This window comes from Burkholderiales bacterium, from assembly GCA_035560005.1.
Taxonomy (GTDB): domain Bacteria; phylum Pseudomonadota; class Gammaproteobacteria; order Burkholderiales; family Eutrophovitaceae; genus DASRFY01.
This window is the reverse complement of record DATMAN010000101.1, coordinates 111,933-126,490: the sequence shown is the minus strand read 5'-3', so window position 1 is coordinate 126,490 and position 14,558 is coordinate 111,933. Positions and strand designations below refer to the sequence as shown.

10 protein-coding genes are annotated in these 14,558 nt (G+C 68.7%); 6 read left to right on the top strand and 4 right to left on the bottom strand.

Features of this window, described 5'->3' with window-relative positions:
• The first annotated feature begins 140 nt into the window (after window positions 1-140).
• Window positions 141-1,439, top strand: a complete 1,299-nt coding sequence (locus VNM24_16655) for an adenylate/guanylate cyclase domain-containing protein (protein ID HWQ40211.1) — start codon at window positions 141-143, stop codon at window positions 1,437-1,439.
• A 29-nt stretch (window positions 1,440-1,468) separates the two neighbouring features.
• On the opposite strand, the gene glnE is transcribed toward VNM24_16655, so the two are convergent.
• On the bottom strand, window positions 1,469-4,153 hold the full coding sequence (glnE, locus tag VNM24_16650) for a bifunctional [glutamate--ammonia ligase]-adenylyl-L-tyrosine phosphorylase/[glutamate--ammonia-ligase] adenylyltransferase (protein HWQ40210.1): 2,685 nt from the start codon (window positions 4,151-4,153) through the stop codon (window positions 1,469-1,471).
• 263 nt (window positions 4,154-4,416) lie between these two features.
• On the opposite strand from glnE, the gene VNM24_16645 reads away from it, so the two are divergent.
• The 5 genes from VNM24_16645 to VNM24_16625 all read left to right on the top strand — a co-directional run bounded on the left by VNM24_16645 (window position 4,417) and on the right by VNM24_16625 (window position 12,647).
• Entirely contained in the window at window positions 4,417-8,202 is a 3,786-nt protein-coding gene (locus VNM24_16645) for a YhdP family protein (protein HWQ40209.1), read from the top strand.
• Window positions 8,203-8,353: 151 nt separating this feature from the next.
• Window positions 8,354-9,820: a metalloprotease TldD gene (gene tldD / locus VNM24_16640; protein HWQ40208.1), complete on the top strand. Its 1,467-nt coding sequence runs from the start codon at window positions 8,354-8,356 to the stop codon at window positions 9,818-9,820.
• Between the two features lie 112 nt (window positions 9,821-9,932).
• The gene (locus VNM24_16635) at window positions 9,933-11,102 is read left to right on the top strand and encodes a hypothetical protein (protein ID HWQ40207.1); all 1,170 of its coding nucleotides are present in this window, start codon (window positions 9,933-9,935) and stop codon (window positions 11,100-11,102) included.
• Between the two features lie 55 nt (window positions 11,103-11,157).
• Window positions 11,158-11,691 (top strand): cyclic nucleotide-binding domain-containing protein, encoded by a 534-nt coding sequence (locus VNM24_16630; protein ID HWQ40206.1) that lies wholly within the window; start codon window positions 11,158-11,160, stop codon window positions 11,689-11,691.
• A 74-nt stretch (window positions 11,692-11,765) separates the two neighbouring features.
• Window positions 11,766-12,647 carry a helical backbone metal receptor gene (locus tag VNM24_16625; protein HWQ40205.1) on the top strand — a complete coding sequence of 294 codons (882 nt, stop codon included), beginning with the start codon at window positions 11,766-11,768 and terminating at the stop codon, window positions 12,645-12,647.
• Between the two features lie 30 nt (window positions 12,648-12,677).
• Here the strand turns inward: VNM24_16625 and VNM24_16620 are convergent, their stop codons facing one another.
• Genes VNM24_16620 through VNM24_16610 form a run of 3 tightly spaced genes read right to left on the bottom strand, consistent with a single transcriptional unit; the run spans window position 12,678 to window position 14,493 of the window.
• On the bottom strand, window positions 12,678-13,379 hold the full coding sequence (locus tag VNM24_16620) for an anti-sigma factor (protein HWQ40204.1): 702 nt from the start codon (window positions 13,377-13,379) through the stop codon (window positions 12,678-12,680).
• On the bottom strand, window positions 13,376-13,930 hold the full coding sequence (locus tag VNM24_16615) for a sigma-70 family RNA polymerase sigma factor (protein ID HWQ40203.1): 555 nt from the start codon (window positions 13,928-13,930) through the stop codon (window positions 13,376-13,378). The genes VNM24_16620 and VNM24_16615 overlap by 4 nt, the downstream gene beginning before the upstream one ends.
• 8 nt (window positions 13,931-13,938) lie before the next feature.
• Window positions 13,939-14,493, bottom strand: a complete 555-nt coding sequence (locus tag VNM24_16610; protein HWQ40202.1) for a cob(I)yrinic acid a,c-diamide adenosyltransferase — start codon at window positions 14,491-14,493, stop codon at window positions 13,939-13,941.
• Window positions 14,494-14,558: the final 65 nt, after the last annotated feature.

The following is a 14,558-nucleotide window of genomic DNA, read 5'->3' as shown; positions in this document are numbered from 1 at the left end:
CAGGCGTCGATGCCACGGACCCGCAGCCCGCCGGCGCGTTTGCTCAACAGGCGGGGATGCTTTAACCTTCGCAGCCACTGCAGCACCGACGTGGAAATCCTAAGCGCGCCATACGAGGCTCTTCGCGGCAGCCCGACTCGATGTCCGAAACCGTCCAGCGCGATTCGCTCAAGCCGGCGCGCTCGGGTCTGATCCGGCGACTCGCCAGCGCGGCGGTCGACGAGAACGACAGCGAGATCGTCCGGCTGCGCAAGACGCTGCTGCTGTTCGCCAGCGGTCTGATGAACATCGCCGCCATCATCTGGCTGGCGGTGTACTGGTGGATGGGGCTGCGCCTGCCGACCACGATCCCCTTCGGCTTCCAGGTGCTCTCCGCCCTGGTCATGCTGATCTACCTGCGCACCCGCAACTTCGGCTTCTTCCGCTTCGCGCAGCTCGCGCTGTTCCTGTTCTTTCCCTTCGTCGTGCAGTGGTCGATCGGCAGCTTCGTCAGTTCATCGGGCATCGCGCTGATGGCACTGATTGCTCCGATCGGAGCCATGGTCGTCTACGGGCCGCGCGAATCCATCCCGTGGTTCTTCGCCTACGTGGTGCTGACGGTGGTCTCGGGCGCGTTCGATTTCTTCCTGGCAACCGGCGAGGACTACGGCATCCCGCTGAAGACGGTGGCGGTTTTCTTCGTGCTGAACTTCACCATCATCTCCACGATGGTCTGGCTGCTGCTGCGCTACTTCGTCCAGCAGCGCGATCGCTACGAAGAGGAACTCGCCCGGCAGCACGAGCTGGTGCGCGCCGAGCGGGAGAAGTCGGAGCGCCTACTTACCAGCATCCTGCCGCTGCACGTGGCCGAACGGCTCAAGCGCAATCCCGGAACGATCGCCGACGGCTTCGCCGACGTGTCGGTCATGTTCGCCGACATCGTCGACTTCACGCGCCTGGCCGAGGAGCTGGCGCCCAGCCAGGTCGTGAACTTCCTCGACGACGTGTTCACCCAGTTCGACCTGCTGGTCGAGAAAACGCGTCTGGACAAGATCAAGACCATCGGCGACGCCTACATGGTCGCCGGCGGGCTCGCCGGGAAGGACGACAGCTATGTCCACCGCACGGCGGACATGGCGCTCGAAATGATCGAGCTGACCCGCAACGACCCGGTCATGCGCCGCTACGGCGTGCAACTGCACGTGGGTATCGCCACCGGTCCGGCGATTGCCGGCGTGATCGGCAGCAAGCGCTTCATCTACGATCTGTGGGGCGATACCGTCAACATCGCCAATCGGCTCATGGCCGAAGCCGCAGGTGGAAGCATCTTGGTCGACAAGACCACCTACCGCCGCCTCTCCCAGCGCTACGCGTTCGAGGAACTGAAGGAAATCCAGATCAAGGGCAAGGGGCCCATGACGGTATACCGCCTGATCGGGAAAAGCACCGCGGGCGGCTGATGCGTCGCGCGCCGACGCTTCCCCGCCAGCTATACGCTGTCACCCTCGAACACCCAGTTCCACAGCTCGACGACGTTGCGGGCGTGCCCGGCCACCGCGGCGTGCGGCAGGCGCGCGTAACGCTCGCCCTGTAGCCGCAGGGCGTGCTGGCGGGCACGGAACTCGCGGTAGGCCGCGCGCACCGCGCGCGCGAGCGGCGTCGGGATCAACGCCAGCCGTGCGGCGAGGTCGAGCAGCGCCAGGTTGCCGATGTTGCCGGTGAGTTCGGGATGCGCGTGCGCATAGCCCAGCACGAGGTACTGGACGGTGAATTCGACGTCGACGATGCCTCCGGGGTCGTGCTTCAGATCGAACAGCCCGCTGGCGTTGGGATGGCCCTCGCGCATCTTCCGGCGCATCTGGACGACCTCGGCTTTGAGCTTGCGGCGCTCGCGCGGCATGCGCAGGACTGCGTTGCGGATCGCCTCGAAGCGGCTGCCCACGCCTTGATCCCCGGCCACGAAGCGCGCGCGGGTGAGCGCCTGGTGCTCCCAGACCCAGGCCCGCTTGCGCTGGTAGTCGTCGAAGGCATCGACGTTGCTCACCAACAGGCCGGCCGCTCCATTGGGGCGAAGGCGCAGATCGGTGTCGTAGAGCACGCCCGCCGGTGTCGCGCTCGTGAGCCAGGTATTGATGCGCTGCGCGAGCCTGGCGTAGACCTCGGGAGCCGCCTCGTGCGCATCGTCGTAGAGAAAGATGAGGTCGAGATCCGAGGCATAGCCCAGCTCCTTGCCGCCGAGCTTGCCATAGCCGATGACGGCAAAGCGCGGCTGCTCGCGGTGTCGCGTACGCAGCCCCGCCCATGCCTGGCGCAGAACCTCGTCCAGCACCGCGCAAGCCAGGTCGGAGAGGTGGTCGGACAGCGTCTCCAGGGGCAGTTCTCCGGCGAGGTCCTGCATGAGCAGGCGCAGCGTCTGCGCATGCTTGAAGTGCCGCAGCAGATCCATCTGCCGTTCGATGTTGCCGGCGCTCTGGTCCATCGCCTCGCGCAATTCCGTCCTGAGCCTGGGCCAGTCGGGCGCGGCCTTGCCGGGCGCGGCGATCAGTTCGTCGAGCAGCATCGGCTGCTGCGCGAGGTAGTCGGCGGCCCAGGGGCTGGCGGCGGCGAGCCGCGTCAGTGCTTCGAGCGCTTGCGGATACTCGAGCAGCAAGGCCAGATAGGACTCGCGGCGGCCGATGCTCTCGATCACGTGCAGCAGGCGGGTGAGCGTTGCGTCCGCGCCTTCGAAGCGCGCCGCCGCTTCCACGACCAGCGGCAGCAGGCGGTCCAGGCGCGCCTGACCCGAAGCCGACATCCTCATGTAGCGCGCCCCGGAGCGCAGCCCCGCGAGGCGTTCGAGCACCGAGGCCGGATCGGGGTACCCGAGCCCCTGCAGGCGCCCGGCCGCCTGCTCGGGATCGAGCGTTTGCAGCCAGCTTGCGTTGGCCGCATCCGAGCGGACGTTGCCGTTGGCGGCGAAGATCGCCTCGAAATGCCCGGTCACCACGCTGCGATGCCCGGCAAGCGCGCGGTCGAAGCTCGCAGGGTCGGCGAACCCCATCGCCTGCGCGATGATGAGCCGGTCCTCCGCGCTCGCCGGCAGCGTCTGCGTCTGGCGATCGTCGAGATATTGCAGCCGGTGCTCCAGGTTGCGCAGGAAGACATAGGCGGCGCGCAACTGTGCCACTGCGTCCGCGGGCAGCAAGCCGCGCGCGGCGAGCTGCTCGAGCGCCGCCAGCGTAGGCCGCACCCGCAGCGCGGTGTCGCGCCCCCCGCGGATGAGCTGGAACACCTGGACCAGGAACTCGATCTCGCGGATCCCCCCGGGCCCGAGCTTGATGTTGTCGGCGATGTCGCGCCGGAGAACTTCCTGCCGCACTTGGCTGTGCAGGGCGCGCAGGCTTTCCAACGCCGAGAAATCGAGGTGGCGACGGTAGACGAAGGGTGTGGCGAGCGCCATCAGCTCGGGTTCGCGATCCCCGGCGATCACCCGCGCCTTGACCCAGGCGTAGCGCTCCCATTCGCGCCCCTGGGTGTAGAAGTATTCCTCCAGCATGTCGAAGCTCACGACCAGCGGGCCGCTGTCGCCGTTGGGCCGCAGGCGGGTGTCGACGCGGAACACGAATCCCTCGTCGGTGATCTCCGCGAGCGCCGAGATCAGGCGCCGCGCCAGCCGCGTGAAGAACTCGTGGTTCGCGATCTTGCGGGCGCCGTCGGTTTCCCCCTCTTCGGGGTAGGCGAAGATCAGATCGATGTCGGAGGACACGTTGAGTTCTTCGCCGCCGAGCTTGCCCATGCCGATGACGTGCAGCCGCTGCTCCCCGCCCTGACCCATCGGGCGCCCGAACTGCCGCGCGAGCGCCGCGTGGTGAAACTCCAGCGCCGCGCGCACCGTCTCTTCGGCGAGTGCGGTGGTGGTGCCCACCACTTCGGCCAGATCGGCACGCCCGGACAGATCGCGCGCGATCAGGCACAGCATCACCCCCTGGCGCAGCTTGCGCAGGCGGCGCGCAAGGTCCTCGGAACTCGATGGCGGGTCGGCGAGCGCGGCGCGCATCCGGCTGCGCAAGAACGGGCGAGAGAATGCCGCGGGCTCGAGCGGGCAGCTTCCCGCGGCCACCAGTTGGCGGGCGTAACGCGACCAGCGCAGGGCGCTGGCGAGCTGTGGATCGAGTTCCGCCGCGGAAGGGTTCATGAATGGTGGCGCAGCCATCGCAACAAACGGGACCGGTGCGGGCGCGATGCGTTTCGAGCGAAGGCCCGGGACGTGCGAGGCAGCCGCCGCTCCCTGATAGAATCTGTGCGCGTCACGCCGCGGAAGTTCCTGTCAGCGCAGTCACGGCGCGCAGCCGCAGTGACGGTGCGTCCGCGAAACGGGGGAATCTTTCGCGCTGCGCGTAATCTTACTCGAACCGTCGAGGGCATTCCCGGCGCGCGCAGCGGAGCCATTCAGCAATAGTGTTCGTCAAACGCGGTCTCGTATTCGTCAAGCACGGCTCGCTGTGGTTCTACCGGCTCGCGACCGGCATGGTGCTCGTAGCCGGCGCGCTGTTCGTCGCGGGCGTGCTCGCGTTGCGCTACGCGCTGCTGCCCAACGTGGACGGCTTTCGTCCCGCCATCGCCGGTGCGGTTTCCGAGGCAATCGGCCAGCCGGTCGAGATCGCGCGGCTCGAGGGCAGTTGGCGCGGCTACCGCCCGGAGCTGACACTGCACGGTCTGCGCGTGAGCGAGCCGGGCGGGCAGCTTGCGCTCGAGCTGCAGCGGTTCGAAGCGGTACTGTCCTGGACCGCGCTGTTTTTCGGCAAGCTGAGCTTTCATTCCATCGAGCTGGAGGGCGCCGCACTCGAAGTCCGGCGCGATGCGCAGGCGAGGATCTGGGTCAGTGGTACTGCGATCAAGCCGGCGGCCGGCCAGGAAAAGGGTTTTCTCGACTGGCTGCTGGCGCAGCGCCAGGTGGTCATTCGCCATGCAAGGGTCACTTGGACCGACGCCTTGCGTAGCGCCGGCCCGCTCGTGATTCGCGACGTCGCCCTGCGACTGGACAACGACGGCCCCGCGCATCGCTTCGGCATGACCGGCGTGCCGCCGCCCGAGCTGGCGGCCCCGCTGACCTTGCGCGGCGAATTCGCCGGGGAGGCCGGCGAGCGCGGCGCCTGGCGCGGGCGAGTGTACGTGGCGGTCGAACGCGCGGACCTGGCCCGGCTGCAGGAGTGGTTCCCGGCGCCACTTCGCCTGGAGTCGGGACAGGGTTCGATCCAGTTGTGGCTCGACGTGCACAGCGGCCGGGTCGTCGCCGCGACCGCCGAGAGCGTGCTCGCCGACGTGCGCACCCGTCTGGCGCCCGAACTGGCGCCGCTCGCGCTGCGCCGGTTCGCGGCACGCCTGAGCTGGCAGGAGGACGCGGCGCAAACGCGGCTCGCTGCCGAGCAGATCACCTTCACCACCGAGGACGACATTACCCTGCCGGCAGCGCGCATCGAGCTGCGCCGGCGCGGGACGCAAAGCGAGCTGCATCTTCAGGGCCTGGAGCTTGCGCCGGTGGTGGCGCTTGCCGAACGGCTCCCGCTCGATGCCCGAATCCGCGAGCGTCTGCAAGCGACTGCGCCCTCCGGGCGCATCAACAGCGCCAAGCTCGCCTGGGAGGGTGCCTGGGATGCCTCGCGCCCGTACGCGGTCCAGGCCGACCTGGAAGCCTTGCGATGGCGGGCCGACGGCGTGCTGCCCGGCCTGTCGGGGTTTGCGGCGCACCTGGCCGTCAACGAGCGCGGTGGAGTGGCGTCGCTGCGCGCAAATGCGGGTACCCTGGCGCTGCCGCGGGTGTTCGAAGAGCCGATTCCCCTCGATTACCTCAACGCCGAAGTCGACTGGTCGTTGCGCGACGGGCAAGTGGTGGTGAGCGTGCGCAATGCCGCGTTTGTCAACGACCACGCTGCCGGAAACATCTCGGGAACCTATTGGAGCGAACCCGGCGCCAAGGGCACCGTCGATGTTTCCGGCAGCTTGGTGCGGGCCGATGCGAACGCGGTCTGGCGCTACATCCCTCGCAGGGCGCCGGGCACCCAGCGCTGGCTGCAGCGCGCGCTGGTGACCGGCACCGCCGACGAGGTGCGATTGCGCTTGAAAGGCCCGCTGGACCGCTTCCCGTTTGCGGATGGCAAGAGCGGCCTGTTCGAAGTGGTATCGAAGGTGCGCGACATCACGCTGGCTTTCGACGAGCGCTGGCCCGCGGTCGAAGGCGCGAGCGGCGTTGTCGCCTTCCGCGGCGCGCAGATGGATATCCAGTCCAGCGCCGGACACATGCTCGGGCTGCAAACGAGCGGGGTGCGCGCGCGCATCCCGATGCTGGGCGATCGCGACGAACGCTTGCTGCTGGAGGGCGAAGCGCACGGCTCCCTTGGGGAATTCCTGCGCTTGATCGCCGAGAGCCCGGTGTCGGAATACACCGGCCGCTTCACCGAGCACATGCGCGCGGCCGAGGGCGAAGGAAAGCTCCGGCTGTCGCTCGAACTGCCGCTGCGCCGCATTGCCGAGGCGAAGGTTTCCGGCACGCTGGAAATCGATGCTCGGGAAGTGATCGTCGACCCTCGCATCCCCGCGCTGTCCGACGTGGCGGCGGCAGTGACCTTCACGGAAGCAGGCGCCAGCGTGCACGAGGGCCGGGCGCGAATTTACGGCGCGCCGCTGCACTTCGATCTGAGCGCCCAGCGCGGCGGTGTGGCAACCGTGGTGGCCGCCGGACTGATCGATGCCCGGGGACTGCAGCGCGCGCATCCCGGCCCCCTGACCGGCGCGCTGGACGGCGCAGCCGAGTGGAAGGCCACGCTGACCCTGCGCGACCGGGTCGCGCTGTTGCGGGCGAGCTCGACGCTGGCGGGAATGGCGCTGCGGCTGCCTGCGCCGTTTGCCAAGCCCGCCGCGGCGTCGCTGCCGTTCGCGGTCGAACTCAAGGAAGGTTCCGGTGGTGGTCAACAACTGTTTGCCTCCCTTGGTCAGATCGCCACGGCGCAGCTCCTGTTCGACGGCGGCGCCTTGCGCGCCGGTGAGGTTCGCTTCGGAGGTCAGGCGGGGATTCCGCGCCGGTCCGGCCTGACGCTGACCGGCCGCCTCGACGAAGTGAACATCGACGCTTGGCGCCAGTGGGCCGGAGCCCCGGCGCCCTCACAGGGGCCGGGGCTCTCCGCGGTCGATCTGTCGGTTGGTGCACTGAGCGTGGCTGGCCGCCGTTTCGCCGCGCGGCGACTGCAGGGCGAGCGCGACGCGCGCGGCTGGCGCTTTGCGGTGGAAGGTCCGGATGTCTCCGGGACGCTGGCCTGGGAAAGCAGCAGCGAGAGCCGCATCACGGGGCGTTTTGCCGCGCTGCGAGTCCCGGAGGGCACCACAGCACTGCAGCCGTCCGCTGTCGACGACTCGCCGCCACGCAGTCTGCCGGGACTGGATATCGTGGCGGACAGCTTCACGTTCGAAGGCAAGCCGCTCGGCCGGCTGGAACTGCTGGCGCTCGCGCAAGGCGATGCCTGGCAGCTGCAGCGTTTGGAGGTCTCCAATCCGGACGGCAGGCTCTCGGCGAGCGGCAGATGGAGCCTGGGTGCAATGCCCGAAACAACGCTCGATGTGCGCATCGAAGCCCAAGACGTCGGCGGGCTGCTCACGCGCCTCGGATATGCGGAAAGCATCCGCGGCGGCAATGGCGCGCTGAGCGGACGGGTCTCATGGGCCGGCGCACCCCACCGGCTGGACCTGCCCAGCCTGGACGGGCAGCTCAGGCTGGAGGCGGCCAAGGGGCGCTTCGCCAGACTGGACCCCGGCATGGGGAAGCTGCTTGGCCTCTTGAGTCTGCAGACGCTGCCACGCCGGCTCTCGCTGGATTTCCGGGACGTGTTCAGCGCGGGCTTCAGCTTCGACCGGATCAGTGCCGACGTGGTGCTCACGCGCGGCGTGGCTCGGACCGAGAACTTCCGCATGGAGGGACCGGCGGCGCGCGTGGCGATGCGCGGTGCGGTGGACCTTGCCGCCGAGACGCAGGATCTACGGCTGCGCGTACTGCCGCAGCTTTCGACCGGCGTCGCGATCGCGGGGGCGATGGTGAACCCGGCCGTGGGCATCGCCACGCTGCTTGCGCAGAAGGCCCTGGGCGACCCGGTGGAGCAGCTCGCGGCAGCCGAGTATCACGTCACCGGCACCTGGGCGGCGCCCGACGTCGAGCGCGTGATCGCGAAAGGCGCCAACGGCACCCCGCGCCGTTGATGGCCGCGATAGAATCGAACCGGGGGCGGTTCCTGCGACCGATCGATGAGAGCCGCCGCACGCTCCGGATTCGATCGGGCGCGCCAATGAGCGGCGGCCTGCGGTCCGGGCGCAGCGTCGGCATGCCGGATCCACAGACTGTTTTTTCATCATGCGCTCTGACGAATTGACCGTTCCCAGCGAGGAGAAGCTCTTCGCCACCGCGAGCGGCGTGCTGTTGGCGCCGTTCGATCTCGACGCCGCCAAGCTCTCGCGCGTGTTCGGCCTCCTCATGTCGCACGAGGTCGACTTCGCCGACCTGTATTTCCAGTACAGCCGTACCGAAAGCTGGAGCCTGGAAGAGGGCATCGTCAAATCCGGCAGCTTCAACGTGGACCAGGGGGTGGGGGTGCGCGCGGTGAGCGGGGATAAGACCGCGTTCGCCTACTCGGACGACATCAGCCTGGCAGCGCTCGAGTCGGCGGCGCGCGCAGCGCGCGCCATCGCGCGCCGGGGTGCGGCCCAGCAAGCGGCGCTGACCCGGCGTTCGCGTGGGCGCGCGCTCTACGCGACCGAGGATCCGCTCGAGAGCCTCGAAGCGGCGGAAAAGGTGCGGCTGCTCGAGCGCGTCGAGCGGCTCGCCCGTGAGCGCGATGCGCGCGTGAAACAGGTCATCGCCAGTCTTTCAGGCCAGTTCGAAGTGGTCCTGATCGCGCGCAGCGACGGCCTGCAGGCGGCGGACATCCGCCCCTTGGTGCGCCTGTCGTTGCAGGTCATCGCCGAGGCCAACGGCCGCCGCGAGCAGGGCAGCGCGGGCGGCGGCGGACGCTTCGACTATTCGTATTTCACCGAGGAGCGGCTGCAGGAGTATGCGCGCAAGGCGGTGGACCAGGCGCTGACCAACCTCGATGCACGTCCGGCACCCGCTGGCACCATGACCGTGGTGCTGGGACCCGGCTGGCCCGGAGTCCTGCTGCACGAGGCGGTGGGTCATGGGCTGGAGGGCGATTTCAATCGCAAGGGCAGTTCCGCCTTCAGCGGCCGCCTGGGCGAGCGGGTGGCCGCGCCCGGCGTCACCGTGGTGGATGACGGAACCATCCCGCGGAGGCGCGGCTCGCTGGCGGTCGACGACGAGGGCCATCCCACGCAGCGCACGGTGCTGATCGAAAACGGGGTGCTGCGCGGCTACATGCAGGACGCGCTCAACGCCCGCCTGATGCATGTCGCGCCCACCGGTAACGGGCGCCGCGAATCGTATGCCCACGTACCCATGCCGCGCATGACCAATACCTATATGCTGAACGGCGACAGGGATCCGGAAGAAATTGTGCGCTCGGTGCGCAAGGGCTTGTACGCAGTGAACTTCGGCGGCGGGCAGGTGGATATCGTGAGCGGAAAGTTCGTATTCTCGGCCGCCGAGGCGTATCTGATCGAGGATGGCAAGCTGACCTGGCCGGTGAAAGGCGCCACGCTGATCGGCAACGGTCCCGACGTGCTGACCCGCGTGTCGATGATCGGCAACGATTTGTCGCTCGACCCGGGCATCGGCACTTGCGGCAAGGATGGCCAGAGCGTGCCGGTCGGGGTTGGCCAGCCCACGCTGCGCATCGATGGCCTGACGGTGGGTGGTACCGTGTGAATCGCGCGCAAGGCCTCGGGCGGGCGGCAACGGCGCAGGCTTGGCACGCGCCCGGCTTCGCCAGTGCGCCTGCACGCCTCACCCCGCTTGCCCGCCGACTTCCGATCGTCCCATGATCCTGATCCTGAACGAGAACACCGATCCCGCCAGCGCCGAGTACCGGCAGCTGATGGAGGCACTGGCCGCCCTGCCGGACATCACCACACGGGTGCACCGGGTGCAGGGTACCGAGCGCTCGGTCACCGAGGTCTATCTGATCGGTGACACCAAGGCGCTGTCGATCGAGGACATGCGCTCGCTGCCCTGCGTGGAGCAGGTGATCCGGGTCTCGGAGGAATACCGGGTGCTGGGCCGGCACAAAGGCGACACCCGGCCCGCGCACTTCGATTACCAGGGGTTGCGCTTCGGACAGGACACCCTGCACGTGTTCGCCGGGCTGTGCGCGGTCGACAGCCCCGAGCACGTCGAGATGATGATGCGCGCGCTCCAGGCCAATGGTCAGCAGTGCACGCGCATGGGCGCCTACAAGCCCCGCACCAGCCCGTATTCCTTCCAGGGGCACGGCAAGCGTTGCCTGCCCTGGGTATTCGAGCTGGCCGGCAAGTACGGCATCCGCGTGATCGCGATGGAAATCACCCACGAAGCGCACGTCGACGAGATCCGCGAGGCGCTGCGCTCGACCGGAGACCCCACCGGGGTCATGCTGCAGATCGGCACGCGCAACACGCAGAACTTCGAGCTGCTCAAGGCAGTCGGCCGCCAGCGCGATTTCCCCGTCCTGATCAAGCGCGGATTCGGCATCACCCTGGACGAGTCGCTGAATGCCGCCGAATACCTGGCGAGCGAAGGCAACCGGCGGGTGGTGTTCGGCCTGCGCGGAATGAAGACCAATCTGGGCGATCCGCACCGCAATTTCGTCGATTTCGCGCACGTGCCGGTAGTCAAGCGGCTCACGCGCATGCCGGTGTGCATCGATCCGAGTCATTCGGTCGGCTCGCGCGGCGCCTCGCCCGACGGACTCATGGACATCTTCCATGTCACCGCCCAGGGCGTGGCTGCGGGCGCGAACATGGTGCTCGTGGATTTTCACCCGAATCCTGCCAAGGCGCTGGTGGATGGCCCGCAGGCGCTGCGCCTCGAAGAGCTGGGCTTTTTCCTGGAGGACGTGGCGATCGCGCGCGAGGCCTACCTCAAGCGCGCGGCGGCCGCCAGGCGCCACGCGGGCGCAGCCGAGCAATGCGCCGAGCCCTCGGCTTTACCGCTCGGGTCCGCTCACGCATAATTCCACGCGCATACGGCTGCAACCCCGCCGCGTGGAGGAAAATGTCTTGAACACGATGGTGGAAAACCCGGTCCAGCCTCCCCAGAACGCACTCTTGCCGACTTTCAAGCATCTGGGCGAGGGCACCTCGCTCGCCCAGCAGATCTACGAAATGATCGGACACTCCAAATTCTTTGCCGACTTCACGCGCGAGGACGTCGAGCGGCTGAGCGCATTCATGCACGTTTATCGGGCCGAACCGGGGCAGACCATCATCCGCGAAGGCGATGTCGACGACTACATGCTGCTCATCGTTCAGGGCCGGGTGGACATCGTGAAGGCGGATTCCCACGGCAAGCCGCAGCCCATGACCACAGTCGGGGCCGGGGCGCTCATCGGCGAGATGTCGATGATCGACGGCGAGCCGCGGTTCGCGACCTGTGTGGCGACCGAGCCCACCGTCTTTGCCGTGATCTCGCGAGACAGCATGGTGCAGATCATCCTGGAAGAGCCCAGCCTGGGCGCCAAGATCCTGATCAAGCTGGTCACCGTGCTCTCGCAGCGCCTGCGCAAGACCAGCTCGAACCTGCTGTCCTACATGGCCCGCTGAGACTGGGCACGAGGCTCGGTGGCGGGCGCCCGCCCGAACTTTTCCAACTGACCTTTCGTCCCGGTGGTGCGGCCATGAGCCCGTCGCGCCACGGCGCGCTACTGGCCGCAGTCCTGGCGTGCGCGATCGGGTCCAGTCACGCAGCGGGGGTCGCGCAGCTCGACGACCGCGGCACGCACGTCGTCCTGCCGCGGCCTGCCCAGCGCATCGTGGCGATTTCTCCGCATCTGGCCGAGCTGGCCTTCGAGGCCGGCGCCGGCCACAAGCTCGTCGGCACGGTGCGCGGCAGCGACTTCCCCCCGGCGGCTGCGCGCCTGCCGTCGGTGGGAGATGCGACCGGGCTGGACTTCGAGCGCATCACGGCGCTGCGTCCGGACCTGATTCTGGGCTGGGGAAGCGGCAACCGCGCGGCCGATCTCGAGCACCTGGCCGCCGCGGGGCATGCGGTCTTCGTGGCCGAACCGCGCCGGCTGCGCGACATCGCGCGCCACCTGCTGGCCATTGGCGCGCTTGCCGCCACGCTCGAGCCCGCGCGCCGCGCGGCCGCTGCCTTCGAGCAGCGGCGAGCGCTGCTGGAACAACGCTATGCCGCTGCCCGGCCCCGGCAGGTGTTCATCGAGATCTGGCGCCGGCCGTTGTTCACGGTCGACGAGCGGCACCTGATCTCGGACGCCTTGCGCGTGTGCGGTGCGCGCAACGCGATCGCCGGACTGCCGGTGGATGCCGCACCGATCCCGGTGGAGTGGCTGTTCAGGCTCGATCCGGACGCGATCGTCTCCACCCTGGGCGAGCCTGTGGTCGAGGCCCGTGCCTTCTGGGCGACTTTCCCACAGCTCAAGGCGGTGCAGCGCGGCGCCATTCTCACCTTGGCCCCCGAGCGCATCGTTCGGGCCACGCCGCGGATTCTCGACGGGGTCGAGGAACTTTGCCGGATGCTGGAGGGTGCGCAGCGGTGAATCCGCGCGCCCTGGACGGCGCGCGACTGTTCAGATGCGCACGCACTGGCCCTTGTAGAGCACCGGACCGGTGGGCAGCCCGGTGGGTGAACCGCCGCGCGGTTCCACGCTCATCGCCAGTCCCCAAGCCTGGTCCAGGCGCGCGGCCAGTTCCCGCGGTACGGTCAGCGTCTGGGTCTCGTGCGTGGAGACGAGCCCGAGCGACACCGGTGGCTTGTCTCCACCCGGCAGCATCCACAGCTCCCAGGCGGTGTCCGGTGCCATCTCCGCATGCCCGATCACCCGGATGCGCAGCAGCCGCTGTCCGGGACGACCCGCATCCCAGGACACGGTCATGGCCGGGCTCTGGGTCTGAATGTCGGTCATGACCGTGACCATGCGCTCCGGGGGCGCGATGTCCTCGGGCGGGGCGAGCCAAACGGCGAGGGCGATCGCGGCCACGCCCGCCGCAGCCGCAGCCAGGCGCCAGAAGGCCACGCTGCGCCAGACACGCGCGCGCGGCGCGCCGAACAGACGCTGCTCGATCGCACTCCACACGCGGCGCGGCGGCGCGAGCGGCGGCAGCCCGTCGGCCAGCGGCGTCAGGCGCCGTTCCCACTGCCCGACCAGGCGCCGCAACCCCGGATCGCGCCGCAGGTGCCATTGGAAGCGACGGCGTGCGCGCGGCGGCAACGTGCCCAGCACGTATTCAGCCGCCAGAGCCTGGCGCAGTCTGTCGTTGTCGAGCCTCATCCGGTGTTGTCCAGGCAGCCGCGAAGCCGTTCCAGGCCGCGCCGAATCCAGGTCTTGACGGTGCCCAGCGGGCGCTCGAGCTTGCGCGCCAGCTCGCCGTGCGACAGTCCGTAGTAGAAGGCGAGCGTGATCGTGCGCTGCTGCTCTTCGCTGAGCTGACGCATGCAATCCGCGAGCCGGGCAGCGTCGGCCGACTGGCGCAGCAATTCGTCGGGCCCGGGCGTCTCGTCGGCGACCGAGTTCAGGAAGTCCTCGTGCACCTCGCCCAGCTCGGACTCGCGCGGCCGGCGCAGCCAGTCCAGCGCGCGGTTGCGCACGACCGCCGTCATCCAGGTCATCGGCGCGCTCTTGGCGGCGTCGTAGCCCTGCGCGTGGTGCCAGATGTTCACGAAACTTTCCTGCAGGATCTCTTCGGCCCAGGCCTTCCGTCTGGTTATACGCAGGGCCACCGCGAACAGTTTTGGCGCGGTCAGCCGGTACAGCTCCCCGAAGGCGCGCTGGTCCCTGAGCGCGCAGCGCGCGAGCAGCCGGGAGAGCGCATCCGCGTCCATCGGCAAGATCAGTTCCCGCCGGGCTGTCTGCGCCAGTAGAGGTCGACGCCGCCTTGAGCGCGGTTGATGACCCGGCACAGCACGAACAGCAGGTCGGAGAGCCGGTTCAGATAGCGCTGGGCGAGCGGCGAAACCTGTTCGGCCGCTGCCAGGCTCACGACGCGGCGCTCGGCGCGCCGGCAGACGCTGCGCGCCACATGGCACAGCGCCGTGGCGCGGCTGCCGCCCGGCAGAATGAATTCCTTGAGCGGCGGGAGTTCGGCGTTGAAGCCGTCGAGCAACGCCTCCAGGCGTGCGATATGCGCCTCGCTGATCGCCGCGTGGCCCGGGATGCTGAGTTCCCCGCCCAGATCGAACAGCTCGTGCTGGATGCGCAGCAGGCACTGGTCGACTGCGTCGGGCAGGGCTTCGGCCCGCAGCACGCCGATGTGGCTGTTCAGCTCGTCGACCGCGCCGATGGCCTCGATGCGGGCGCTGTCCTTGGCCACGCGCGAACCGTCTCCCAGTCCTGTCGTGCCGGCATCTCCGGTGCGTGTGTAGATGCGGGTGAGGCGGTGGCCCATCGTTGGCGCTTTCTTCTGGGGGTTGGAGATTATAGGGCCCTTGTACGCACGGGCCGCCGTTGCGG